General features: G+C 71.7%; 22 protein-coding genes. 17 read left to right on the plus strand and 5 right to left on the minus strand.

Features of this window, described 5'->3' with window-relative positions; translation table 11 throughout:
- Positions 1-7 precede the first annotated feature (7 nt).
- Together JYK18_RS28365 and JYK18_RS28370 are read left to right on the plus strand one after the other, a co-directional pair.
- Positions 8-2104 (plus strand): S9 family peptidase, encoded by a 2097-nt coding sequence (locus JYK18_RS28365; protein WP_206806502.1) that lies wholly within the window; start codon positions 8-10, stop codon positions 2102-2104.
- Entirely contained in the window at positions 2101-3051 is a 951-nt protein-coding gene (locus tag JYK18_RS28370) for an LLM class F420-dependent oxidoreductase (RefSeq protein WP_206806503.1), read from the plus strand. The genes JYK18_RS28365 and JYK18_RS28370 overlap by 4 nt, the downstream gene beginning before the upstream one ends.
- Here the strand turns inward: JYK18_RS28370 and mtnP are convergent.
- The gene (gene mtnP, locus JYK18_RS28375; protein ID WP_206806504.1) at positions 3048-3917 is read right to left on the minus strand and encodes an S-methyl-5'-thioadenosine phosphorylase; all 870 of its coding nucleotides are present in this window, start codon (positions 3915-3917) and stop codon (positions 3048-3050) included. The genes JYK18_RS28370 and mtnP overlap by 4 nt on opposite strands.
- A gap of 168 nt (positions 3918-4085) precedes the next feature.
- Here mtnP and ahcY point away from each other — a divergent pair, with 168 nt between their 5' ends.
- Positions 4086-5525, plus strand: coding sequence for an adenosylhomocysteinase (gene ahcY, locus JYK18_RS28380; RefSeq protein ID WP_307796103.1), 1440 nt, complete (start codon positions 4086-4088; stop codon positions 5523-5525).
- A gap of 62 nt (positions 5526-5587) precedes the next feature.
- On the opposite strand, the gene JYK18_RS28385 is transcribed toward ahcY, so the two are convergent.
- Both JYK18_RS28385 and JYK18_RS28390 read right to left on the minus strand, forming a co-directional pair.
- Positions 5588-6364 carry a cyclase family protein gene (locus JYK18_RS28385; RefSeq protein WP_206806506.1) on the minus strand — a complete coding sequence of 259 codons (777 nt, stop codon included), beginning with the start codon at positions 6362-6364 and terminating at the stop codon, positions 5588-5590.
- Positions 6364-7143, minus strand: coding sequence for a YmdB family metallophosphoesterase (locus JYK18_RS28390; RefSeq protein WP_206806507.1), 780 nt, complete (start codon positions 7141-7143; stop codon positions 6364-6366). Before JYK18_RS28390 ends, JYK18_RS28385 begins: the two co-directional genes overlap by 1 nt.
- Before the next feature lie 224 nt (positions 7144-7367).
- Here JYK18_RS28390 and JYK18_RS28395 point away from each other — a divergent pair, with 224 nt between their 5' ends.
- The 7 genes from JYK18_RS28395 (at position 7368) to JYK18_RS28425 (ending at position 14908) form a co-directional block, all read left to right on the plus strand.
- Positions 7368-8270 (plus strand): adenosyl-fluoride synthase, encoded by a 903-nt coding sequence (locus JYK18_RS28395; protein WP_206806508.1) that lies wholly within the window; start codon positions 7368-7370, stop codon positions 8268-8270.
- 69 nt (positions 8271-8339) lie between these two features.
- On the plus strand, positions 8340-9683 hold the full coding sequence (locus JYK18_RS28400) for a cation:proton antiporter (protein ID WP_206806509.1): 1344 nt from the start codon (positions 8340-8342) through the stop codon (positions 9681-9683).
- Positions 9661-11343 carry a dihydroxy-acid dehydratase gene (locus tag JYK18_RS28405; protein WP_206806510.1) on the plus strand — a complete coding sequence of 561 codons (1683 nt, stop codon included), beginning with the start codon at positions 9661-9663 and terminating at the stop codon, positions 11341-11343. The genes JYK18_RS28400 and JYK18_RS28405 overlap by 23 nt, the downstream gene beginning before the upstream one ends.
- Positions 11340-12107: an SDR family NAD(P)-dependent oxidoreductase gene (locus tag JYK18_RS28410; protein WP_206806511.1), complete on the plus strand. Its 768-nt coding sequence runs from the start codon at positions 11340-11342 to the stop codon at positions 12105-12107. Before JYK18_RS28405 ends, JYK18_RS28410 begins: the two co-directional genes overlap by 4 nt.
- Before the next feature lie 189 nt (positions 12108-12296).
- Positions 12297-13484, plus strand: coding sequence for a methionine adenosyltransferase (gene metK, locus JYK18_RS28415; RefSeq protein ID WP_206806512.1), 1188 nt, complete (start codon positions 12297-12299; stop codon positions 13482-13484).
- 10 nt (positions 13485-13494) lie between these two features.
- Positions 13495-14064, plus strand: coding sequence for an adenine phosphoribosyltransferase (locus JYK18_RS28420; RefSeq protein ID WP_307796104.1), 570 nt, complete (start codon positions 13495-13497; stop codon positions 14062-14064).
- A 163-nt stretch (positions 14065-14227) separates the two neighbouring features.
- Positions 14228-14908, plus strand: a complete 681-nt coding sequence (locus tag JYK18_RS28425; protein ID WP_206806513.1) for a response regulator transcription factor — start codon at positions 14228-14230, stop codon at positions 14906-14908.
- On the opposite strand, the gene JYK18_RS28430 is transcribed toward JYK18_RS28425, so the two are convergent.
- Positions 14909-15658 (minus strand): HpcH/HpaI aldolase/citrate lyase family protein, encoded by a 750-nt coding sequence (locus JYK18_RS28430; RefSeq protein WP_206806514.1) that lies wholly within the window; start codon positions 15656-15658, stop codon positions 14909-14911. It abuts the gene before it with no gap.
- Positions 15655-16695, minus strand: coding sequence for a carbohydrate kinase family protein (locus tag JYK18_RS28435; protein ID WP_206806515.1), 1041 nt, complete (start codon positions 16693-16695; stop codon positions 15655-15657). The genes JYK18_RS28430 and JYK18_RS28435 overlap by 4 nt, the downstream gene beginning before the upstream one ends.
- A gap of 183 nt (positions 16696-16878) precedes the next feature.
- Here JYK18_RS28435 and JYK18_RS48075 point away from each other — a divergent pair, with 183 nt between their 5' ends.
- From JYK18_RS48075 to JYK18_RS28470, 7 genes are all read left to right on the plus strand, one after another.
- Entirely contained in the window at positions 16879-17886 is a 1008-nt protein-coding gene (locus JYK18_RS48075; protein WP_206806516.1) for a cyclopropane-fatty-acyl-phospholipid synthase family protein, read from the plus strand.
- Positions 17887-17891: 5 nt separating this feature from the next.
- Entirely contained in the window at positions 17892-18398 is a 507-nt protein-coding gene (locus tag JYK18_RS28445; protein ID WP_206806517.1) for a hypothetical protein, read from the plus strand.
- Positions 18395-19207: a 2-keto-4-pentenoate hydratase gene (locus JYK18_RS28450; protein ID WP_206806518.1), complete on the plus strand. Its 813-nt coding sequence runs from the start codon at positions 18395-18397 to the stop codon at positions 19205-19207. The genes JYK18_RS28445 and JYK18_RS28450 overlap by 4 nt, the downstream gene beginning before the upstream one ends.
- A 96-nt stretch (positions 19208-19303) precedes the next feature.
- A complete protein-coding gene (gene ileS, locus JYK18_RS28455; protein WP_206806519.1) occupies positions 19304-22522 on the plus strand; it encodes an isoleucine--tRNA ligase in 3219 nt (1072 codons plus the stop codon).
- Positions 22523-22627: 105 nt separating this feature from the next.
- Entirely contained in the window at positions 22628-23002 is a 375-nt protein-coding gene (locus tag JYK18_RS28460; protein ID WP_206806520.1) for a cupin domain-containing protein, read from the plus strand.
- On the plus strand, positions 22984-23934 hold the full coding sequence (locus JYK18_RS28465; RefSeq protein WP_206806521.1) for a zinc-binding dehydrogenase: 951 nt from the start codon (positions 22984-22986) through the stop codon (positions 23932-23934). Before JYK18_RS28460 ends, JYK18_RS28465 begins: the two co-directional genes overlap by 19 nt.
- Positions 23934-25082: an acyl-CoA dehydrogenase family protein gene (locus JYK18_RS28470; protein WP_206806522.1), complete on the plus strand. Its 1149-nt coding sequence runs from the start codon at positions 23934-23936 to the stop codon at positions 25080-25082. The genes JYK18_RS28465 and JYK18_RS28470 overlap by 1 nt, the downstream gene beginning before the upstream one ends.
- The last annotated feature ends 16 nt before the right edge of the window (positions 25083-25098 follow it).

A 25098-nucleotide genomic window follows, 5' to 3' on the forward strand; every position in this document is an offset into this window, starting at 1 on the left:
GCTGCCCGTGAGTGACGACGTCTCCTTTCTCCGGAAGCAGGCCCGCACCCAGCGGTTCACCCTGGGCGCGCCGAAGGAGTTCCGCATCTCGCCGGACGGGAGCGGGGTGCTGTTCCTGCGCGCCGAGTCCGGTGTCGACCGCCGGAACAGCCTGTGGCACCTCGACCTCGGTACCGGCACCGAGACCAAGGTGGTCGACGCGGCACAGCTGCTGCCCGGTGAGGAGGACCTGCCGCCCGAGGAGCGGGTCCGCCGCGAGCGCAGCCGCGAGACCTCCGGCGGCGTGGTCGGCTACGCGGTGGACGCGGCCTTCCGGCTGGCGACCTTCAGCCTGTCCGGCAAGCTGCACACGGTGGACCTCGCCACCGGCGCGATCACCACGCTGGTGGACACCGCGGTGATCGATCCCCGGCCGAACCCCGGTGGCACGCACGTCGCCTACGTGCGCGACCGGCGGCTGCGCGTGGTCGAACCGGCCACCGGCGAGGACCGCGTGCTGGTCGACGAGCCGGGCGAGCACGTGGCCTGGGGGCTCGCCGAGTTCATCGCGGCCGAGGAGATGGGCCGCGCGCGGGGGTACTGGTGGTCGCCGGAGGGGGACCGGCTGCTGGTCGAGCGCAGCGACGGGCACGCGGTGCCGACCTGGACCATCGCCGATCCGGCGCACCCGGAGGCGGACGCGCACACGGTGTCCTACCCGGCCGCCGGATCGGCCAATGTGGACGTTTCGCTGGCGGTGATCGGGCTGGACGGCAGCCGGGTCGACGTCGAGCGCGGGGACTGGGAGTACCTCGCCGCGGTGCACTGGTCGGCGGGCGGCCCGCCGCTGATCGCGGTGCAGCCGCGTGACCAGCGCCGCCTGGAGATCCGCTCGGTGGACGTGCGCGACGGCTCGACCTTCCTGCTGCACGCCGAGACCGACGAGCACTGGGTGGAGCTGGTGCCGGGCTCCCCGGCGTGGACCACCGACGGCAAGCTGGTGCGGGTGGGGGTCTCCGAGGACACCTACCGCCTGTTCGTGGACAACCGCGCGGTCACCGAGCCGGGGGTTCAGGTGCGCTCGGTGCTGCACGTCGGTGACGAGGTGCTGTTCAGCGCCTCGGCCGGGGACCCGACGCAGATCCACGTGTTCCGCACCAGCGGCGACCGGGTGGAGCGGCTGTCCCTTTCGGACGGTGTGCACATCGGCGCCGGTTCGGCCGCGGTCACCGTGCTGTCCTCGTGGAGCCTGGAGCACAGCGGCCCCGAGGTGACCGTGCTGGCCGACGCGCAGCCGGTGGCCAAGGTGGTCTCGTCCACAGTGGACCCCGGGCTGGAGCCGAACCTGAGCTGGCTCACCCTCGGCGAGCGCGGGCTGCGCGCGGCCCTGTTGCTGCCCACCGGCTACCGGCCGGAGCAGGGCAAGCTGCCGGTGCTGCTCGACCCGTACGGCGGGCCGCACGCGCAGCGCGTGCTGCAGAGCCGCAACGCCTTCCTGAGCCCGCAGTGGCTGGCGGACCAGGGCTTCGCCGTGCTGGTCGCGGACGGCCGCGGCACGCCGGGGCGCGGGCCGGCCTGGGAGAAGGAGATCGCCGGGGAACTCGCCGAGGTCACCCTGGCCGACCAGGTCGACGCGCTGCTCGCGGCGGCGGCCGAGCACCCCGCGCTGGACCTGGGCCGGGTGGGCATCCGCGGCTGGTCCTACGGCGGGTACCTCTCCGCGCTGGCGGTGCTCCGGCGGCCGGACGTGTTCCACGCGGCGGTCGCGGGCGCGCCGGTCACCGACTGGTCGCTGTACGACACGCACTACACCGAGCGCTACCTGGGCACCCCGCAGCAGGACGCGGAGTGCTACGAGCGGAACTCGCTGATCGCCGACGCCGGTGCGCTGCGACGCGCGTTGCTGCTGGTGCACGGACTGGCCGACGACAACGTGTTCGTGGCGCACACGCTCCGGTTGTCTTCGGCGCTGCTGGCCGCCGGACGGCCGCACACGTTCCTGCCGCTGGCGGGGGCGACGCACATGACCCCGCAGACCGAGGACGTCGCCGAGAACCTGCTGCGCCTGCAGGTCGGCTGGCTGCACCGGGAACTCGAAGCCCACCGACAGGAGGACAACGCGTGAAGCGCTGGGGCATCACCATCCCGTTCACCGGCGTACCGCTCGCCGCGCACCGGGAACTGGTGCGGGAACTGCCGGACCTGGGGTACACCGATGCCTGGTCCGCCGAAACCGCGGGAACCGACGCGTTCTCCCCGCTGCTGCTGGCTTCCCAGTGGGCGCCTTCGCTGCGGCTGGGCACGGCGATCGTGCCGGTGTACACGCGGGGTCCCGGCCTGCTCGCGATGAGCGCGGCGACGCTGGCCGAATGCGCGCCGGGCCGGTTCGTGCTCGGCATCGGCACCTCGTCGCCGGTGATCGTGGAAGGCTGGAACGCCGCCGAGTTCGACGAGCCGTTCGCCAGGACCCGCGACACGCTGCGCTTCCTGCGGGCCGCGCTGGCGGGGGAGAAGGTGACCGAGAAGTACCCGACGTTCTCGGTCAGCAAGTTCCGGCTGGAGCGCATCCCGGATCCCGCGCCGCCGATCATGCTCGCCGCACTGCGGCCCGGCATGCTCAAACTGGCCGCGAAGGAGGCGGACGGTGCGATCACGAACTGGCTCGCGCCGTCGGACGTGCCGAAGGTGCGCTCGGTGCTCGGCCAGGAGCCGGAACTGGCCGCGCGCATCTTCGTCTGCCCCACCGAGGACGCCGACGCCGCGCGTGGTCTCGGCCGCCTGCTCATCAGCAGCTACCTGACCGTGCCGGTGTACGCGAAGTTCCACGACTGGCTGGGCCGCGAGGAGATCCTCGCCCCGATGCACCGGGCATGGGCGGCGGGCGACCGGAAGGCGGCCAACGCCGCCATCCCGGACGAGGTGGTCGACGAGCTGATCGTGCACGGCAGCCCGGAAGCCTGCCGCGACCGCGTCCAGTCCTATGTGGACAACGGGCTGACCACGCCGGTGATCGCGTTGCTGCCCACCGGCGGCGACCCGTTCGAACAGGTGCGTGCGCTCCGCCCGGTCTAGCCGAGGTACTTCCCGGCGATCAGCTCCAGCCGTTCCCGGGTTTCCGCCGGTAGCGCCGAGGTGTCCGACATGATGGCGTGTGCCAGCGCGTCGTGGCAGTCGCAGGTTTCGGCGCGCGGGGCGTGGTCCAGGAACCGGCTGACCGCGGCCTGCGCGGCGGAGATGTTGCGGCGCATGGTCTCGGCGACCGCGCCCGCGGTGACCGCCGCCTCGCCGTCGCGCCAGCAGTCGTAGTCGGTCACCAGCGCGAGCGGGGCGAGGCAGATCCCCGCCTCCCTGGCCAGCTTGGCCTCGGTCGCGGCGGTCATGCCGATCACGTCCATGCCCCAGGTGCGGTAGAGCGCCGACTCCGCGCGGGTGGAGAAGTGCGGCCCCTCGATGCAGACGTAGGTCGCGGCGTCGTGCACGGTGACGCCGACCATCCGGGCTGCCTTGACCAGGTGCGGGCGCAGCCGTTCGCAGTACGGGTCGGCGAAGGGCAGGTGGGCGACCACGCCGTCGCCGAAGAAGGACGAGCGGCGGATGCCGCGGGTGAGGTCGGTGAGCTGACCGGGCACCACGAGGTCGCCGGGGCGCAGTTCCTCGCGCAGGCTGCCGACCGCGCTGACGCTGAGGATTTCGGTGACCCCCAGCGATTTCAGCGCGTGGACGTTCGCCGCGTAGGGCACCTCGGAGGGGGTCAGCCGGTGACCTTTCCCGTGGCGTGGCAGGAAAGCGACCTCGCGACCGGCCAGTTCGCCGAGCACGACCTCGCCGCTGGGCGGGCCGAACGGCGTGGACAGCTCCACGGTGCGCGGGCGGGAGAGCAGTTCGAGCGCGTACAGGCCGCTGCCCCCGATGATGCCGACTTCTGCACTCTGCGTCATGTTCATCGAGGCTAGCAAGGAAAATCCGGCCCGGACATGCTCGGATGGGCGCAGCGCGGGATGCGCCCTTCTGCTCAACCTGGGCGCCGGTGCTGTTCGGCGGGCGGGCGGACTGCCTACGGTGGCGCCAAGTTGGCCGCCCCTGGAACCCCCGGAACGGAGTCCGCCGTGTCCTCTGACTTCCCCTACCGAGTAGCGGATCTTTCGCTGGCCGAGTTCGGCCGGAAGGAGATCGAGCTCGCCGAGCACGAGATGCCGGGGCTGATGGCGATCCGCGAGGAGTTCGCCACCGCGAAACCGCTGACCGGCGCGCGGATCACCGGCTCGCTGCACATGACCGTGCAGACCGCCGTGCTGATCGAAACGCTGGTCGCGCTCGGCGCCGCGGTGCGCTGGGCCTCGTGCAACATCTTCTCCACGCAGGACCACGCCGCCGCGGCCGTGGTGGTCGGGCCCGGCGGCACCGAGCGCGCACCGGCCGGGGTGCCGGTGTTCGCCTGGAAGGGCGAGACCCTGCGGGAGTACTGGTGGGCCGCGGAACAGGCGTTCACCTGGCCCGGCGAGGGGCCGAACATGGTGCTCGACGACGGTGGTGACGCGACCATGCTGGTGCACCAGGGCGCCGAGTTCGAGAAGGCGGGCAAGGTGCCCGACCCGGCCGAGGCGGAGTCCGAGGAGTTCGCCGTGGTGCTGGAACTGCTGCGGGCCTCGCTGGCCGCGGACCCGGCGAAGTGGACCGGTATCGCCGGCGGGATCCGCGGGGTGACCGAGGAGACCACCACCGGGGTGCACCGGCTCAACCAGATGGCCGAGGCGGGCACCCTGCGCTTCCCGGCGATCAACGTCAACGACTCGGTGACCAAGTCGAAGTTCGACAACAGGTACGGCTGCCGCCACTCACTGGTCGACGGCATCAACCGCGGCACCGACGTGCTGATCGGCGGCAAGGTCGCGGTGGTGTGCGGGTACGGGGACGTCGGCAAGGGCTGCGCGGAGTCGCTGCGGGGGCAGGGCGCGCGGGTGGTGGTGGTCGAGGTGGACCCGATCTGCGCGCTGCAGGCGGCGATGGACGGCTACCAGGTGACCACTTTGGACGATGTGGTCGGGCAGGCGGACATCTTCGTCACCGCCACCGGGAACGTCGACGTGATCAGCGCGGGCGCGATGGCGCGGATGAAGCACCAGGCGATCGTGGGCAACATCGGTCACTTCGACAACGAGATCGACATGGCCGGGCTGGCGCGCGTTCCCGGGATCCGGCGGGTCACCGTCAAGCCGCAGGTCGACAAGTGGGTGTTCCCGGACGGGCACGCGATCCTCGTGCTGTCGGAGGGCAGGCTGCTCAACCTCGGGAACGCGACCGGGCACCCGTCGTTCGTGATGAGCAACAGCTTCGCGAACCAGGTGATCGCGCAGATCGAACTGTTCACCAAGACCGCCGAGTACCCGGTGGGCGTGTACACGCTGCCGAAGCACCTGGACGAGAAGGTGGCGCGGCTGCACCTGCCCGCGCTGGGGGCGAAGCTGAGCCGCCTGACCCGGCGGCAGGCGGACTACATCGGTGTCGCGGTGGAAGGACCGTACAAACCGGACTCCTACCGCTACTGACCGGGGGACACGAAGGTGGCTTCGGGCCGCCGAAGCCACCTTCGTGTCCGCGGGCGGGACGATCAGTCGTACACGATGGCGATGGCCCGGCCCGGTGCCCCGGTCCCGCCCGCCACCCGCAAGGGCAGGAAGCAGAACCACGCGCCCCGGGCCGGGAGGCGGTCGAGAGCGGTGAGGCATTCGATGTAGACCGCGCCGGTGCGCAGGCCGGTGACGTGTACCGGACGGGCGTCGTGAGCCGGGCCCATCGACGGGGCGTCGATGCCTACACACCGGATTCCGCGCTCCAGCAACAGTTCCACCGCCGGCACCCCGGGCGCGGGCCACCCCGGGCTGCGCTGGGTGACCACCACGTTGTGCACGTACTCGGCGCCCGCCTCACCCGGCACGTAGTGGCGGTCCCAGCCGGTCCGGAACAACACGATGTCCCCGGCCGAAAGCGGGCCGTGCTCCCGTTCCCACGAAAGCACGGCCTCGGGCCCGATCAACGGGCTCACCCCCGGTTCTTCGCCCGCCGGTCGGGCGTCGATCACCGCGGCCGGGCCCATCAACTGCTCCGGCGGCACCTCGGCGACGGTGATCGCGCCCGCCGGGCCCGCGTCCGGCAGGCCGCTTCCCGGCGGTGGCACGAAATGACAGGGCGCGTCCAGGTGCGTGCCGGTGTGCTCGTCCAGCGCCAGCCACTTGGTCGCGTACGGCCCGCCACGGCTGTGCACGTCGCCGATCTGCCCGCGCACCGTGGTGAACCAGTTCCACGTCTTGTGCTGGTACGGCTGGTGGGTGGACCAGTAGCACGGCAGGTCCTCGGCGAGCACCACCGAGAGGTCGACGACGGCCATCACGAGATCCGTTGCATGTTCAGGGTTTTCCCGCCGTCGACCTCCAGCAGCACCGCGCCCAGCTCGATCGGGCCGGAGATCGGGCGCGGGATGCCGAGTTCGAACGGGTTCCCGGTGCTGCGCAGCCCGGCGACGAAGATGTCGTAACCGAAACCCTGCACCCCGCCGGTCGGCCCGGTCATGCCCACGTCGGTGACCAACGCGGTCCCGCCGGGCAGCACGTGCAGCGGCAGCGTGGCCTCGTGGGTGTGCGTGCCGAGCACCGCGGCCGCCTCACCGTCGACGGCCCTGGCGAAGATCTGCTTCTCCAGCACGTGATCCCCGTGGTAGTCCACGATCACCGTGCCGGCCCGTTCGGCCGCTTCCCAGGCCGCGTACGCGGGCGTCCACTTCCCCTGTACCGCGCGCACCGACTTCATCGAGCACGCGTCGGCCAGGTTGACCACCGTCACCAGTTCGTCTTCCACCTCCAGGATCAGCGAACCGTGGCCGGGCACGCCCGGCGCCAGGTTGAGCGGCCGCAACACGAACGGATTGTCCAGTGCCCGCACCGATTCCGGGCTGTCCCAGGAGTGGTTCCCGCCGGTGATCACGTCCACCCCGTTGGCCAGCAGCGCTTCCGCCTGCCACGCGGTCATGCCGAGCCCGTTGGGCGCGCAGTTCTCCGCGTTGGCGATCACCAGGTCGACCCGGTGGTGGTCGCGCAGTTGCTGGAGCCGCTTGAGCAGGTATTCGGTGGCCTCCTCGCCGACGATGTCCCCGAAGAAAAGAATGATCATGTCAACTCCCCGCGGTGGATTCCCGATACCGGAATGGATTCTGCGCCCTGCCGCGGTCGCGGAGAATCCACTGAAGGACGCAACGCCCGCTGTTACCATCCGCCTGCCCGCGTGCAACGTCCGTCCCTTTGTGCGCCGGGGAACAGCCATCCGGACAGCCGCGTGATTAGTGTCGGCCGAGCGTTTTCCACGGGAGTTCTCCACCACAGCAAGGAGATTTCGTTATGGCCTCCGGAAACGGCACCCGACCGATCATCGCCTTCATGAGCGACCTCGGCATCACCGACGATTCGGTGGCGCAGTGCAAGGGCCTGATGATGAGCGCCTGCCCCGACGTGACCATCGTCGACGTCTGCCACACGATGACGCCGTGGGACGTGGTGGAGGGCGCGCGCTACATCGTCGACCTGCCGCGCTTCTTCCCCGAGGGCACGGTGTTCGCCACCACCACCTACCCGGCCACCGGCACCTCCACGCGTTCGGTGGCGCTGCGGATCAAGCAGGCCGCCAAGGGCGGCGCGCGTGGCCAGTGGGCCGGCGCGGGCGCCGGTTACCAGCGCGCCGAGGGCTCCTACATCTACATCGCGCCCAACAACGGCCTGCTCACCTCCGTGATCGAGGAACACGGGTACCTCGAGGCGTACGAGGTGTCCTCGACCAAGGTCATCCCGGAGGCCCCCGAGCCGACCTTCTACAGCCGCGAAATGGTGGCGGTGCCCTCCGGTCACCTGGCCGCCGGCTTCCCGCTGAACGAGGTCGGCCGCCCGCTGGCCGACGACGAGATCGTCCGCTTCGACCGGAAGAAGGCGACCAAGGACAAGCAGGGCGACCTGCTCGGCGAGGTCACCAACATCGACCACCCGTTCGGCAACATCTGGACCAACATCCACCGGGTGGACCTGGAGAAGAACGGGATCGGGTACGGCACCAAGCTCAAGATCGTGCTGGACGACGTGCTGCCGTTCGAGCTGCCGCTGAGCGAGACCTTCGCCGACGCCGGTCCGGTCGGCACGCCGGTCGCGTACCTGTCCAGCCGCGGTTACCTGGCGCTGGCGCGGAACGCGGCCAGCCTCGCCTATCCCTACCACCTCGAAGCCGGCATCCCGGTCCGGGTCAAGGTCAGCTGAGCGCAGTCGTCGCCACCGGGCCGGGTTCGCGCGCGGCGAGCCCGGCCCGGGGCCGGAAAGGGGTCCGCCATGTCCCTCCAGCCCGCCGATCTGGCCCGCCTGCTCGTCGCGGTGACCCTGCTGCTGGTCTTCGCGCACGCGGCGGGCCGGTTGTTCGCGATCCTGCGCCAGCCGCCGGTCATCGGCGAGATACTGGGCGGCCTGCTGCTCGGCCCGACCGTGCTGGGGCTGCTCGCGCCGCAGGCGCAGGAGCGGTTGTTCCCGCCGGACGGCCCGGTCGCCGTCGGCATCGGGGTGCTCACCCAGTTCGGCCTGCTGCTGCTGATGTTCCTGGCCGGCCGGGAGGTGCCCGCCTTCCGCGGGGCCGGCCGGAACCGGGCGGTGGTGGCGATGGCGGTGGCCGGGCTGGCCATCCCGTTCGCGGTCGGGCTCGGCGCGGTCCGCCTGGTCGACCACACCGCCTTCTCCGGGCCGAACGGCTCGCCCACCACCTTCGCCCTGGTCTTCGGCATCGGCATCGCGGTGACCAGCATCCCGGTGATCTCCCGGATCATGATCGACCTGGACATCATGCGCACGCACTTCGCCCGGATCGTGCTCTCGGTGGCGCTGCTCGAGGACATCGTGCTGTACGTGGCGCTGGCGGCCGTGCTGGGCATGGCGCAGGCGGGCTCGGGCGCGGAGTTCGGGCTGGCGGCGCTGTTCGACGGCGGTGCCGGGCAGTCCAGCGCCTACCACTTCGCCGCCAGCTTCCTCTTCTTCGCCGTGTTCATGCTGCTGGGCAGGCCGATCTTCGACCGGCTCTCGCACAGCCGGTTCAACTTCATCGAACGCCGCAGCGCCACCGCGTTCCGGTTGATCTTCCTGCTGGCGCTGGTGCTGGTGTGCGTTTTCCTCGGCGTGAACCCGATCTTCGGCGCGGTGCTGGCCGGGGTGGCCTCGGCCGCGGCGGACAGCAGGGACACCGACGAGGAGCACCGGCTGGAGACCGAACGGGCGTGGGACGCGCTGAAGAAGGTGTCCCTGGCCTTGTTCATCCCGTTGTACTTCGCCGGGGTCGGCCTGCAGCTCGACCTGGTCCACCACTTCTCGGTCTGGTTCTTCTTCGCCTTCCTGCTGCTGGCGTGCCTGGTGAAGTCGGCGAGCGTCTGGCTCGGCGCCCGCCTGGCGGGGGAGTCGAAGCGGGCCTCGGTGGACTTCGCCGTGGCGCTGAACGCCCGGGGCGGGCCGGGCATCGTGCTCGCCACGGTCACCCTGTCCGCCGGGGTGATCAACGAGGACTTCTTCACCATCCTCGTGGTCCTGTCCATCGTGACCTCGCAGATCGCGGGCAGCTGGCTGCAGCACGCGTTCCGCGCGGAACCGGCCACCACACCAGCGGGAGGCAGGCATGCCGACGTCAAGACGACCTGAGGGCGCGAGCCTGTTCCGCGGGCGCGACCGCGCGCCGATGCGGGCGCACCTGCGGGCGATCGGGTACTCGCCGGCGGACCTGGCCAAGCCCATCGTCGGGGTGGCCCACTCGTGGATCGGCACCATGCCGTGCAACCACAACCACCGGCAGCTGGCCCAGGCGGTCCAGCGCGGGGTGCGCGCGGCCGGGGGCACGCCGATGGAGCTCAACACCATCGCGATCTCCGACGTGGCCACCATGGGCAGCGAGGGGATGAAGACCTCGCTGGTCAGCCGCGAGGTGATCGCCGACTCGATCGAGCTGGTCGCGCTGGGCCACCACTTCGACGCGCTGGTCACCATCGCCGGGTGCGACAAGACCCTGCCGGCGGCGGCGATGGCGCACGCGCGGCTCGACCTCCCCGGCCCGATCCTCTACTCCGGCGCGACGATGCCGGGGCGGTGGCGCGACCGGCCGGTGACCGTCGCCTCGGTGTTCGAGGCGGTCGGTGCGAACGCGGCGGGCACGCTCTCCGACGAGGGCCTGCGCACGCTGGAGGAAAACGCTTGCCCCGGTGCGGGCGCGTGCGGCGGGCAGTACACCGCGAACACGATGGCGATGGCACTGGAGTTCCTCGGCCTGTCCCCGCTGGGTTCGGCCGGGCCGCCCGCGGTGTCGGCGAGACGGGCCGAGGCGGCCGAAGCCGCGGGACGGCTGGCGATGGCCGCGTACCGCGCGGACCTGCGGCCGGGCAAGGTTCTCACCCCGGGCGCGTTCGCCAACGCCATCGCGGCGGGCGCGGCCACCGCCGGGTCGACGAACCTGGTGCTGCACCTGCTGGCCATCGCGCGGGAGGCCGGGATCCCGCTGGCGCTCGGGGATTTCGACGAGATCAGCGCGCGGACCCCGGTGCTCGCCGACCTGATGCCGCACGGCCGGTACACCGCGGTCGACCTCGACCGCGCGGGCGGCAGCAGGCTGCTCGCCGCCCGCCTCGCCGAGGTGGGCGCGCTGGACGGCGGGCAGGTGACCGTCACCGGCCGGACCATCGGCGAGGAGGCCGCGGAGGCGGTCGAAACCGAGGGGCAGGACGTGGTGCTCGCGGTCGACCGGCCGCTCGAAGCGCAGGGCGGACTGGTGACGTTGCGCGGCAATCTCGCGCCCGACGGCTGCGTCGCGAAGATCGCCGGGCTGACCCGGCTGAGCCACACCGGCCCGGCCAGGGTGTTCGACTCGGAGGAGGCGGCCATGGCCGCCGTGCAGTCCGGCGCGGTCGGCGACGGGGACGTGGTGGTGATCCGGTACGAGGGCCCGCGCGGCGGACCCGGGATGCGCGAGATGCTCGGCGTCACCGCGGCACTGGTCGGGCGCGGGCTCGGGGTGAGCGTCGCGCTGGTGACCGACGGCCGGTTCTCCGGTGCCACGCGGGGCCTGATGGCCGGGCACGTGGCACCGGAAGCCGCGGTGGGCGGGCCGCTCGCCGCGCTGGCGGACGGGGACGTGGTGACGCTGGACGTGCCTTCGCGATCGGTGCGGGTCGACCTGACCGACGAGCAACTCGGTGAGCGCCTCCGCGCATGGGTGCCACCACCGAGCCGCTACCCGGCCGGGGTGATGGCGCGGTACCGCGCGCTGGTGGGCTCCGCCGCCGACGGCGCGGTGCTGGAGGTGCGGTCGTGAGCGGCAGGCTCGACGGGCTCTCGTGCGTGGTGACCGGCGCGGCCGCCGGGATCGGGCTGGCCACCGCGGTCCGGTTCGCCGAGGAGGGCGCCCGGCTGGTGGTCACCGACATCGACGAGGAGCGGCTCGCCAAGGCCCCGGCGCTGCTCGCCGAACACGGCGGCGACGAGGTGACCACCGTGGTCGGGGACGTGGGCGAGCCCGCGGACGCGGAGGCGATGATCGACGCCGCGGTGCACGCGTACGGCGGGCTCGACGTGCTGGTCGCCAACGCCGGGGTGATCCCCTTGCAGGACATCGTCACCGCGACCGTGGCCGACTGGGAGGCGGTGATGCGCGTGGACGGCCGGGGCATGTTCCTCACCTGCAAGTACGCCGTGGAGCGCATGCTCGATTCCGGCGGCGGCTCGATCGTCTGCGTGTCCTCGATCTCCGGGATGGCCGGGCAGCGTGGGCAGGCGACCTACGGACCGGCCAAGTTCGTCGCCACCGGGCTGACCCGCCACCTGGCGGTGGAATGGGCGGAGCGCGGGATCCGGGTCAACGCGGTGGCGCCGGGCACCATCCGCACCGAGCGCGTGCGGCGGCTCCCGGCGGAACCGGGTGGTGCGGAATACCTCTCGTCGATAGCGCGAATGCATCCATTGGGCAGGCTCGGTGAACCCGCCGAGGTGGCGGCCGCGATCGCTTTCCTGGCTTCGTCCGATGCTTCTTTTGTGACCGGTGCTATACTGCCCGTAGACGGTGGATACCTTGCCCAGTAAGGATTCCCCGGTCGGGCTACTCACAAGGTCCCAGTCGCGTTTACCACTTCCCGGGCTTGTTGGCGGGTGTAGTGGCACGCAAGACTGAAGGTCAGCAGGGCGGGAATCGCGCGCGGTGCGCGTTCGGATTCACCGGGTGAAAATCCGGTCGCCGCCCCTCTTCCACTCCAGTCGGCTGAGGAGAAAACAGTGCCCGATCGTCTGTTCACTTCGGAATCGGTGACCGAGGGCCACCCGGACAAACTGGCGGACCAGCTCAGCGACGCGGTGCTCGACGCGGCGCTGACCGCCGACCCGCACGCCAGGGTCGCGGTGGAAACCCTTGTCACGCAAGGACTTGTGCATCTGGCGGGCGAAATGAGCCTGGTCCCGAGAGGGCTGGCCGAGTTGGTCAGGGAGACCGTGGTCGGCCTCGGCTACGACAGTTCCGCGAAAGGTTTCGACGGAGCCGCCTGCGGTGTGCAGGTTTCGATCGGCGGGCAGTCGCCGGACATCGCGCGGGGGGTGGACGAATCGCTCGAAGCGCGCCTCGGCGACGGCGGTGAGCTCGACCGCCAGGGCGCCGGGGACCAGGGCATGATGTTCGGTTACGCGTGCACCGAGACCCCCGAGCTGATGCCGCTGCCGATCGTGCTGGCGCACCGGCTCGCCGAGCGGCTGGCCGGTGTCCGCCGCTCCGGCGCGCTGCCGTTCCTGCGCCCGGACGGGAAGACCCAGGTCTCCATCGCCTACGAGGACGACCGGCCGGTGCGCCTGGACACCGTGGTGGTCTCCACCCAGCACGAGCCCGGCGTGGACCTGGTCCGCGAACTGGCCCCGGCGATCGAAGCCGAGGTGGTGCGCCCCGAACTCGAGGTGCTCGAGGTGCCGAGCGACGGGTTCCGGCTGCTGGTCAACCCGACCGGCCGGTTCGAGATCGGCGGCCCGGCCGGGGACACCGGGCTGACCGGGCGGAAGATCATCATCGACTCCTACGGCGGCATGGCCCGCCACGGCGGCGGCGCGTTCTCCGGCAAGGACCCGTCGAAGGTGGACCGCTCGGCCGCCTACGCGATGCGCTGGGTGGCGAAGAACGTGGTGGCCGCCGGGCTGGCGGCCCGCTGCGAGGTCCAGGTCTCCTACGCGATCGGCCGCGCCGAACCGGTTTCGGTGTTCGTCGACTGCGCCGGCACGGAAAAGGTGCCGGTGGACCGGATCCACGCGGCCGTCGAGCGGGTCTTCGACCTCCGGCCCGCGGCCATCATCCGGGACCTCGACCTGCGGCGCCCGATCTACCGGCAGACCGCCACCTACGGCCACTTCGGCCGCGCGAAGCCGGATTTCCGCTGGGAGTCGGTGGATCGCGCCGACGCCCTGCTGGCCGCGCTCGACGCGTGAGGGGGCGGTCGTGGTGGAATCGCACGCCCCCGCGCTCGACACCGCACTGGCCGCCGACGTGGTGGCCGCGCTCCGCGAGTTCCCCGACTTCCCCGAACCGGGCGTCCTCTTCCAGGACCTGTCCCCGGTGTTCGCCGATCCCGTGCTGCTGCGCCGGATCGCCCGTGCCGTGGTGACGCGGTTCGACGGCGGTTTCGACGTGGTGCTGGCGATCGAGGCGCGCGGGTTCCCGCTGGGCGCGCTGGTGGCCGCGGAAAGCGAGCGGCCGCTGGTGCTGGCCCGCAAGCCGGGAAAGCTGCCGGGACCGGTGCACCGCGTGCGCTACGCGCTCGAATATGGCCGCACCACACTGGAAATCCAGCGCGACGCGCTCGCCGCCGGTGCCCGGGTGCTGCTCGTCGACGACGTGCTGGCCACCGGCGGAACCCTGGTGGCCGCCGCCGAACTGGTCCACCTGGCCGGTGCCGAAGCCACCGGGTGCGCGGTGGTGGTGGCGATCCGCGGCCTCGGCGGGGCGGGGAAATTGCCGGGAATCGGGCATTTCCGCGTCGCCACCGTGCCGGTGCCCGGAGTGGACTAGTGCTGGCGCTGCTCCGGGCGGCGGCGTTCGGATGGCGCAATCGGCGCGTCCTTTGGCGGGGTGCGCAGCTCGTTTGCCTGCGTTAAACTACATTTCCGGATCCGCGGCGGCGCACGGCGGCACACTTGAGCCGTTCGCGGGTCGCACCAGGGGGAATCGTCTCATGGAGAAAGCAGTCAGGAGCATCCGCACGGTCGTGGTCGACAATCACATGTTGTTCCGGCAGGGGATAGTGCAGATGCTTTCCGTGGAACGGGATGTGGTGGTCGTCGGGGAATGCGGCTTCGGCCGCACGGCCACCGCCCTGGTCGCCGAGGTCAAACCGGACATAGTGCTGCTGGACAGCGATCGCGGCGGTTCGCTGGCGGTGCGGACGCTGCGCGAGCTTTCGGTGGCCTCGCCGGTGTCGAAGGTGATCGTGGTGACCCGGCACGACGAACCCCGCCTGGTCGGCAACCTGATCGCCGCCGGCGCCTACGCCTACGTGCTCAAGAGCGCCACCAGGGAGGAACTGCTGGTCACCCTGCGCATGGTGCACCGGGCGTCGGGACACGTGGTGGTCTCGGTCTCGCGCGAGACGCTGGAGGGCATGCACGGGTTCGACCGGCAGCTGCTGTCCAAGCGCGAGCGCGAGGTGATCGTGCTGGTCGCGGTCGGTATGCGCAATTCGCAGATCGCGCACGAACTGTACATTTCCGAGGGCACGGTCAAGCGGCACCTGACGAATGCCTATACCAAACTGGGTGCCGCCTCGCGGATAGCCGCGGTGAAGAAGGCGATATCGCTGGGCATCGTTTCTGTCGCCGACCTGTTCGACAACGAAGAGGACGCAGCCGGGAGCTGATCAGGCGCGGGCCGCCGCCACGGTGGCGGTCAGCGCGGTCGCCACGACCGCGGTGTCCACCCCGCACGCCACCAACCGTACGCCGAGTCGCCACCAGCCTGCCACCGACTCGGCGCCGGGGGTGAACACCCCGGTGGCCACCCCGCTCGCGGTGGCCCGGCCGACCGCCCGCTCCAGCGCCTCGACCACCAGCGGGTGGCCGATCCGCCCCGGCACGCCGAGGGAGTGGGAAAGATCGACCGGGCCGAGGAAAACCCCGTCCAGGCCGGGCACGGCGAGGATCTCGTCGAGCTCGGCGAGTGCGGCGCGGCCCTCCACCATCACCAGCACCGCGACTTCGGCGTTGGCGGCGGCGTACCAGTTCTCCCGGTGGCCGAAGCCCGCGGCGCGAACATACGGATTCGCGCCGCGGTCGCCTTCGGGGGCGAACCTGGCCGCTCGGACAACCGCGGCCGCCTCCGCCGCCGAAGCCACCTGGGGCACGAGCACTCCGCTCGCACCGACGTCCAGCACCGCGCCGACGCACCACGGATCCAGCGCGGGCACGCGGACCACCGCGTGCAGGCCGTGCGCGTTCGCGGCCAGCACGGCCCGGCGCACGTCGCCGAGCGCGTGGGGGCCGTGCTCCATGTCCACGATCACCACGTCGAACCCGGCGAGCGCGATCAGCTCGACGATCTCGGGGGAGGGGAGCAGGTTGAACGTGCCGAGCAGCCCGCCACCGGCCAGCCGGTCGCGCAGCCCGGTCACCGGTCGGCCACCAGCACCGGGGACTGCTTCGGGTGCCCGCCGAGCCTGCCCGCGGCGAGCGCGGTGGCCAGGTGCGGGGTGAGCTGCGCGGCCGGTGCCTTGCCGTACGCGCCGGCCAGCCGCTCCAGCAGGGTGGGGCCGTCCAGCCGGTACTCCGCGGTGCCCTTCGACTCCAGCACGCAGGTGGCGACCAGGCAGCCGAGGCGCGCGGCCGCGGCGTGCGGCAGGCCCCAGTTCCGCGCGGCCAGGAACCCGGCGCGGAACCCGTCACCGGCACCGGTCGGGTCCACCACCTCGGTGGCGGGCACCTCGCGCACGGTCGCCGACTGGCCCGGCGCGCCGTCGATCCTGGCCCCCGCCTCGCCGAGCGTGGTGATCCAGGCGCCGACCGCGGAGAGCACCCGCGATTCGCTCCAGCCGGTCTTCTTCAGCAGCAGCGCGTGCTCGTACTCGTTGGTGAACAGGTACCGGGCGCCGTCGACCAGCCTGCGGATGTCCGCGCCGTCGAGCAGGGCGAGCTGCTGCGAGGGGTCCGCGGCGAAGGGCAGGCCGAGTTCCCGGCATTCGGCGGTGTGCGCGAGCATCGCGTCGGGCGCGTTGGCGCCGATCACCACCACGCCGATGCCCGGCACCCGCGCGGCCAGCTGCCGCAGGCTGATTCCGGCGGCGGCCGCCATCGCCCCGGGGTGGAACGAGGCGATCTGGTTCTGCTCGGTGTCGGTGGTGCACCAGAAACGCGCGGTGTATTCGGTTTCGCTGACCAGCACCGCTTCGGTGTCCACGCCCTCGCGTTCGAGCCATTCCCGGTAGGCGCCGAAATCCTTGCCCGCGGCACCGGCGAGCAACGGGCGCTGCCCGAGCCTGCCCAGGCCGGTGGCGATGTTCGCGGCCACCCCGCCGTAGTGCACTTCGAGCTGGTCGGTCAGGAAGGACAGCGAGATTTTGTCCAGCTGACCGGGAATCAATTGCTCGGCGAATTTCCCGGGGAAAGTCGCGAGGTGGTCGACCGCGATGGAACCCGTGACGACGATTCTCATGCGGGCCAGTGTCCCCGGCCGGAGTGGCGCCCGGCATCGGCTGTTGGGTGCAGTGCGCGCTGTTACTTTGGGCGCCGCCGCTGACACGTTGGTCCGGGCCGAAGATGGCCGCAACCGTCGATTGTGGCCCCGCCGCGCCCTTCCTACGGTTGTCCCAGCGATGCCAACGGAAAGGGGCACAGTGTGTCCAGCACAAGGGCGGCCAAGCGGCTCACCGTGAAACGGCCGGCGTTCGCACTGTTCGAAGGCTACGCGGTGAGCAGCATCATCGCCTCCTTCGAGATGGCGGGATTGTTGCCCGCACTGGAATCGGCCGGGCTCGACGAGCAGGCCATCATCGACCGCGACCCGGACGCGGCCGCGTTGCTGCGCGCCAGCCTGCGCTTCCTCGAACAGCGCTCGGTGGTGCTGCTCGACGACGGGGTGTACCGGCTTTCCTCGTACGGCCAGGAAGTCTGCCGCGACAAGGGTTACCTGGTCTGGCTGGTCGGCGGCTACGGCGAATCGCTGCGGCGGGTCGAGACCTTTCTCGGCGGCGGCAAGCGCTACGGCGAGGAGTACGTGCGCGACGGCAAGTGGGTGGCGGGCGGTGCCGCCATGCTCGGCGGCAAGGACGTGGTGCCCCAGGCCAAGGACCTGTTGCGGCAGATCGAGTTCGACCAGGTCGTCGACCTCGGCTGCGGGAACGCGCGGCTGCTCATCTCGATCTGCCGGGAGAACGGTGCCCGGGGCGTGGGCATCGACATCAGCCCGGAAGCCTGCGCCGACGCGAAGGTGGCCGTGGCCGCCGCGGGCCTGACCGACGAGGTGGTGATCACCCAGGCGGACGCGGGCGAGATCAAGGAGATCGAGGCCCTCCCCAGCGCGAACCTGGTGGTGACCTTCTTCCTGCTGCACGAAATCCTGGCCCAGGGCCGGGATGTGCTCGCGGACTACCTCACGGATCTGTCGAACACCCTGCCGCGCGGTGCCAGCCTGCTGATCGCGGAGGTGGAACCGGCCACCGGCGAGCGCGACGCGCACGAGTGGTTCACCCCCGAGTTCACCTACGTGCACGCGTTGATGCGGCAGATCCTGCTGCCCGCCGAGGAGTGGGTGGCCGTGCTGGAGCAGAGCGGGTTCGTGGTGCGTTCGGTGCAGCGCAACGACATGCCGGGCGGCATCCTCCTGCTCGCCCAGACGGCGCGGTGAGCGCGGTGGGCACGCGGGGCTACCGCCTCCTCGCCGACGACGCCACGCGCATCGGCGACGACGCGCTGGTGACCGGTCCGGTGAAGCTGGCCGGGAAAACCCGGCTGCGCCCGGTGTTCGCGTTCGTGCTCGGGGACGAGCTGCCCCCGGACGCGGCACCGGGCGCGGTCGAACGGGCGGTCGGCGCGGTGTTCCCGGCGGTGGAGTTCGCCGGCCCGGACGGTTCGAGGTACGTGCTCGGCGAGCGCGCCGTCGAACTCCCGCCGTCCGGGCCGGTCGCGCTCTGGCAGGAGGGGTCCGAAGTGGACGCCCACCTGCCGGAGGACTTCGGCGACCTGACCGGAGGGCTGGTCGAACTGGCCGGGCGGTCGCACGGCCTGCGCCCGGGGGAGGTGGCGGTGATCGGGTCCCGGCGGCCGGGTCCCGGACCGGTGGCGAAACCGGGCACGGTGCACCTGCAGGGCCCGGGTTCCGCCACGGTGATCACCCGGACCGAAGGAGCGGCGCGATGACCGCGGTGCAAGAGGCCACCCAGGACACTGTGGACAGTCTGGCGCGCAGGCTGGACGACGCCTGGGAGAACCGGGTGAGCGTGCCGCCGCTGAGCGAGTCCGAGGGGCTGGTCTCGGCGGAGCTGGCCTACCGGATCCAGACCCGGTGGAGCGAGCTGCGGCAGGCCGAGCACGGCGACCGGGTGATCGGCCGCAAGATCGGGCTGACCAGCCTGGCGATGCAGCAGCAGATGGGCGTGGACGAACCGGACTACGGCTCGCTGTGGAGTTCGCGCCACTTCCCGGCCACGGCGGGGCGCGCCACGCTGCCGTCCGCGGTGTTCCTGCAACCGCGGGCGGAGGGCGAACTGGCGTTCCTGATCGGCAGGCCGCTGAGCGGCTGGCCGATCACCACCCAGGACGTGCTCGCGGCCACCGACGCGGTGGCCGCGAGCATCGAGGTGATCGACAGCCGGATCACCGACTTCCGCATCGCGCTGACCGACACGGTGGCCGACAACGCCTCCTACGGCGCGGTGGTGCTCGGCCCGTGGAGCACCGCGCTGCGCTCGGCGGACCTGCGCACCATCGGCATGCTGATCCACCGCAACGGCGAACCGGTGGTGCACAGCGCGGGGGCGGCGGCACTGGGCAACCCGGCGCGCTCGGTGGCCTGGCTCGCGCGGCGGCTGGACCAGCTCGGCACCCCGCTGGCCCCGGGCGACATCGTGCTCTCCGGCTCGCTCGGCCCGTCGCTGCCGGTGGGCGAAGGGGACGTGTTCACCGTGGAAACCCACGGCCTGCCCCCGCTGTTCGCGCTCTTCAGCTGAGCGGGAAGTGGACAAGAATCTTCAAGACCGCGGGTCCCGCGCGCGCCTAGTATCCGCAGGCCGACCCCCCTGACCAGGAGAATGCGAGGACCCTCGGTGCCGTTCGAGAGCGTCGACGCCCAGCCGGATTTCGTCGCGATGGAGGAGCGGGTGCTCCAGCGCTGGAGCACCCGCGACGTCGTCCGGCGCTCGCTCGAAGCGGGCGCGGCCGACGCGCCGCTGCTGCGGTGCTACGAAGGTCCGCCGACGGCCAACGGCAAGCCCGGCGTGCACCACGTCGAAGCCAGGGTGTTCAAGGACGTGCTGCCGCGGTACTTCGCGCTCAAGGGGTACCGCGTGCCGAGGCGCGCGGGCTGGGACTGCCACGGCATCCCGGTCGAGCTGGAGGTCGAGCGGCAGCTGGGCATCGGCAGCAAACCGGAGATCGAGCGGTTCGGCGTGGCCGGGTTCAACGAGCGCTGCCGCCGTTCGGTCACCGACTACGTGGGCGAGTGGGAGCGGCTGACCCGGAGGATCGGCTACTGGGTCGACCTCGGCGACCCCTACCGCACGATGGACACCGCCTACGTCGAAAGCGTCTGGTGGTCGCTGAAGACGATCTTCGACCGCGGCCAGCTCTACCAGGACTACCGCATCGTGCCCTACTGCACGCGCTGCGGCACCACCCTGTCCGACCACGAGGTGGCGCAGGGCTACGCCGAAACCGAGGACCTGAGCGTCTACACCCGGCTGCCGCTGCTGACCGGGCCGCTGGCCGGTGCCTCGCTGCTGGTGTGGACCACCATGCCGTGGACGGTGATCTTCAGCAGCCTCGCGGTGGTCGGCGCGGACATCCACTACGTGCTCGCGCGTGGCGGGCGCGCGGGGGACAACGAGGTGGTGCTCGCCGCCGAACGCGTCGAGGTGGTGCTCGGCGAGGGCGCCGAGGTGCTGCGCGACGTGGCGGTCGAGGAACTGCTCGGCGCGCGCTACCAGGCCCCGTTCGACCTCGTCGGCCCCGGCTCGCCCGCCGACCCGGACGGTGATCCGGAGTCGTGGCGGTTCGTCGTGCTCGGCGACTTCGTCAGCACCAGCACCGGCAGCGGGATCGTCAGCACGGCCCCCGCCTACGGTGAGGACGACATGCGGGTGGCCAAGGCCAACGGCGTGGCCGTGGTCAACGGGGTGGACGCGGCGGGGTACCTCGACCACCGGCTCGGCCCGTTCGCCGGCCTGTACATCCGCGACGCCAGCGAACTGGTCGTCGAGCGGTTGCGCGAGAATGGCCTGGCCGTGCTGACCGAGCTGTACCCGCACTCGTTCCCGTTCTGCTGGCGGTGTGACACCCCGCTGGTCTACTACGCCAAGCTGTGCTGGTTCATCGCCACCACGGACCTGCGCGAGCGGCTGGTCGCCGACAACGCCGAGGTGGACTGGCGCCCGGAGCACATCCGGACCGGCCGCTACGGCGACTGGCTGGCGGGCAACGTCGACTGGGCGGTCTCGAGGGAACGCTACTGGGGCACGCCGCTCCCGTTGTGGCGCTGCGATTCCGGCGAGCACGTGGTGGCGATCGGGTCGCTGGCCGAGCTGGGCGAGCGGACCGGCACCGACCTGTCCGCGCTCGACCCGCACCGGCCCTACGTCGACGACATCAGCTTCGGCTGCGAGTCCTGCGACGGCACCATGCACCGCGTGCCGGAGGTCATCGACGCCTGGTACGACTCGGGTTCGATGCCGTTCGCGCAGTACGGCTACCCGCACGTGGCCGGCAGCCACGAGCGGTTCACCGAGATGTTCCCGGCCGACTTCACCGCCGAGGCGATCGACCAGACCCGCGGCTGGTGGTACTCGCTGCAGAGCGTCTCCACCCTCCTTTTCGGACGGACGAGCTATCGGCGGGCGCTGTGCCTCGGCCACATCGTGGACGAGTCCGGCCGGAAGATGTCGAAGTCGGCGGGCAACGCGCTGGACCCGTGGGAGCTGATCGACGGGTACGGCGCGGACGCGCTGCGCTGGCTGCTGCTGGCCGAAGGCAGCCCGTGGCAGTCGCGCCGGGTCGGTGGCGAGGCGCTGCACAAGGTCACCCGCAAACTGCTGATGACGGTCTGGAACACCTACTACTTCCTCACCACCTACGCCCGGCTGGCGGGCTGGACCCCGGACCAGGAGGCACCGCCGCCCGCCGAGCGGCCGGTGCTGGACCGCTACCTGCTGGCCGATCTGGCCGCCACCGTGTCCGAAGTGGACGAAGCGATGGCCGGGTACGACGTGACCCGGGCCGCCCGGCGGATCAGCGCCTTCGTCGAGGACCTGTCCAACTGGTACGTCCGGCGCAGCCGGGAACGGTTCTGGCAGGGCGAACGCGGCGAGCTGCCCGCCGACGCCCGCGCCGCGTTCGCCACCCTGTACACCGGGGTGACCACGCTGGCCGGACTGCTCGCGCCGTTCACCCCGTTCCTCGCCGACGAGATCCACGAGAACCTGGTGCGCCCGTTCACCGCGGACGCCCCGGATTCGGTGCACCTCGGTGCTTTCCCGGTGCCCGACGCCGCGGTGGCGGACCCGGACCTGCGGGCGGCGATGGCGGTGGCCAGGAAGCTGGTCAGCCTCGGCCGGGACGCCCGCACCACGGCGTCGGTGCCGGTGCGCGTGCCGTTGCGCCAGGCGGTGGTGACCGTGCCCGGTGACCTGCGCGCGCACTTCGGCGTGATCCGCGAGGTGGTCGCCGCGGAGCTCAACGTCAAGGAGATCGTGGCCGCGTCGCCGGAGAACGGGCACCTGGTCGAGTACACGCTCAAGCCGAACTTCCGCGAGCTGGGCAGGATCTTCGGCAAGCGGACGCAGGCGGCCGCCGCGGCGGTCCGCGCGCTGGACGCGGCCGAGGCCGTGGCGCGCCTGACCGAAAAGGGCTCGCTGCTGATCGAGGTCGAAGGCGAGGCCACGGAGATCGGCCGTGAAACGGTGCAGGTGATCGAGGCGGCCGCGACCGGCTGGCAGGTGTCCTCCGACGGCACCTCCAGTGTGGCGCTCGACGTCACCGTGGACCGCGAACTGCGGCTGGAAGGCCTTTCCCGGGAATTCATCAGGACGCTCAACGAAATGCGCAAGCGGCGTGGTTACGAAATCGCCGACAAGGTGCGGCTCGGCGTGGCCGTCGAACACGATCCGAATGGCGATCTGGCGGCCATGCTGAACACCCACGCCGAGGAGATCCGCGGTGGGGTCAGGGCGGCCGCGTTCGGCCGTGAAATCGGGGAAGGCGGGGCGGAAAGCCTGCCACTGGCGGACGGGAGCGTGCTGGTCGAACTGCGGGTCCTCACCCCATCGAGCTGACGGGAGCCGGGTCGGTGAAACGGGCTACTCCCTTGGTCGCATTTACCGCACCGGGGCGCGCGGTTAGCCTGGAATTGTCGAAAAAGCCCGGAGAATGGAATGGTCATGCGAGTTGCGCGGGAAAACGGGTCGATTTCACCGGCGAAGGTGTGGGACGGCGTCACGGTGCGCGTGGTGCACGGGGAACTGGTGTCGATGGCCATCGCCGAACTGGCGCCGGGCGTGGTGGTGCCCCAGCACCAGCACGTGAACGAGCAGATCGGCGTGGTGCTGGAGGGTTCGGCCTCGTTCGTCGCCGAGGGCGAGACGGTGGAGCTGACCGCGGGCGGCACCTACCGGCTGCTCGCCAACGTGCCGCACGAGGTGCGCGTCGGCGAGGACGGCGCGGTGTTCGTGGAATGCTTCTCGCCGGTGCGCGAGGACTGGAAGTCGCTGCCGCCGGCCGAAGACGCCGAGCTCCGATGGCCACCCGCGAAATAACCGCGCTAGTCTGCGGCGGGGCCACCGCGCCGGTCGAGTTCCGGGCGGTGCCCGCGCCGGAGGCGGTGACCGGTGAGGTGCGCGTCGGGGTGCGCGCGGTTTCGGTGAACCGCGGTGAGCTGCACCGGCTCACCGACCAGGCGGTGAACGGCTGGCGGCCGGGCTGGGACCTGGCCGGCGAGGTGCTCGGCCACCACCCGAGCGCGACCGCGTTCCCGGTCGGTACCCGGGTGTTCGGCATGTGCCACGGCGGGAGCTGGGCGCAGGAGGTGGTGGTCGCCGAATGCCACCTCGCGCCGGTGCCGCCCGCGTTGAGCTACCAGCAGGCGGCGGCGCTGCCCGCCGCCGCGCTGACCGCGGTGCGCACGCTGCGGCTGGCCGGTTCGCTGGCCGGCCGGGCGGTGCTGGTGATCGGGGCCAGCGGCGGGGTCGGGCGGTTCGCCGTGCAGCTGGCCCGCCGCGCCGGGGCGCGGGTGACCGCGGTCGCCGGTGGCCGGGACCGGGCGGCCGGGCTGCAGCGGCTCGGCGCCGACCACGTGGTGACCGGGCTGCACGAGCTGGCCCCCGGGTTCGACCTGGTACTCGAATCGGCGGGCGGTGATTCGCTCGCCGCCGCGCTCTCGCTGGTCGGCCGGAGCGGGCTGGTGGTCAGCTACGGCAACTCCTCCCGGGCGAGCACGCGCTTCTCGGTCAGCGACTTCTACCCCAAGCAGGCCCAGCTGTGCGGGTTCTACCTGCTCGACGACATCGTCGCCGAGCCACCGGGCGCGGATCTGCGCGAGCTGGCCCGGTTGTGCGCGAACGGCGAGCTGTCGGTCGAGGTCGGCATGGAGGCGGACTGGGCCGAGGTGGGTTCGGTGCTGAGCGCGTTGCGCGACCGGCGGGTGCCGGGCAAGGCGGTGCTGCGGCTCGGCCCGGCGGGAGGGGCGTGATGCCCGCCGACACCACGCTCACCGAAGAGCACCGGGAAGTGCGGCGGCGGGTCCGGCACCTCGCGGAGACGGTCATCGCCCCGGCCGCCGCCGTGGTCGACCGGGACGCCGCGTTCCCGCGCGCGGCCCACGAGGCGCTGGTCGCCGAAGGGCTGTACGTGCCGCACCTCCCGGTCGCCCTCGGCGGGCTCGGCGCCGACGCGCTGACGTCGTGCCTGGTGATCGAAGAGGTGGCCAGGGCGTGCGCGTCCGCCTCGCTGACCCCGAACGTGACCCGGCTGGTGTCGCTGCCGCTGCTCGCCGCCGCCCAGCCGGACCTCGCGGAGCGCTGCCTGCGCCCGGCGGCCACCGACGGCGCGATCCTCGCCTTCGCGTTGTCGGAGGAGGACGCGGGCAGCGACGCCGCCGCCATCCGCACCCGGGCGGTGCGCGACGCCGACGAGTACGTGGTGACCGGCAGCAAGCGGTGGATCACCAACGCCGGGGTCGCCGACCACTACCTGGTCGCCGCGGTGACCGAGCCCGAAACCCGCGCGATCTCCCTGTTCGTGGTGGACCGCGACACCGAGGGGCTGTCCTTCGGCCCGTGCGAGGACAAGCTCGGCGTGCGTGGTTCGCCCACCCGCTCGGTGTTCTTCGACGAGGTGCGGGTGCCGGCGGAACAGCGCGTGGGTGCCGAGGGCGAGGGTTACCGCCTGGCGCTGGAGGCACTGGACCACAGCCGGGTCACCATCGCCGCCCAGGCGGTCGGTCTCGCCCAGGGTGCGCTGGACTACGCAGCTGGGTACGTGTGCTCCCGCCGCCAGTTCGGCCAGGCCGTCGGTGCATTCCAGGGCGTGCGGTTCATGCTCGCCGAGATGGCCATGCGGCTGGAAGCGGCGCGTCAGCTCACCTACGCCGCGGCGGCGCGGTCCGAGGCGCGCAGCTCGGATCTGCGCTTCTTCTCCGCCGCCGCCAAGTGCTTCGCCTCGGACGTCGCCATGCGGGTCACCGTGGACGCCGTGCAGTTGCTGGGCGGGCACGGCTACACCCGGGGTTCCCCGGTGGAGCGGATGCTGCGCGACGCCAAGGTGACCCAGATCTACGAGGGCACGAACGAGATCCTGCGCGGAGTTCTGGCAAAGCAAGTGTTAGCGGAGGTCGGATAGCGTGACGACAGCAGCC

The sequence above is a fragment of the Amycolatopsis sp. 195334CR genome (assembly GCF_017309385.1).
GTDB lineage: Bacteria > Actinomycetota > Actinomycetes > Mycobacteriales > Pseudonocardiaceae > Amycolatopsis.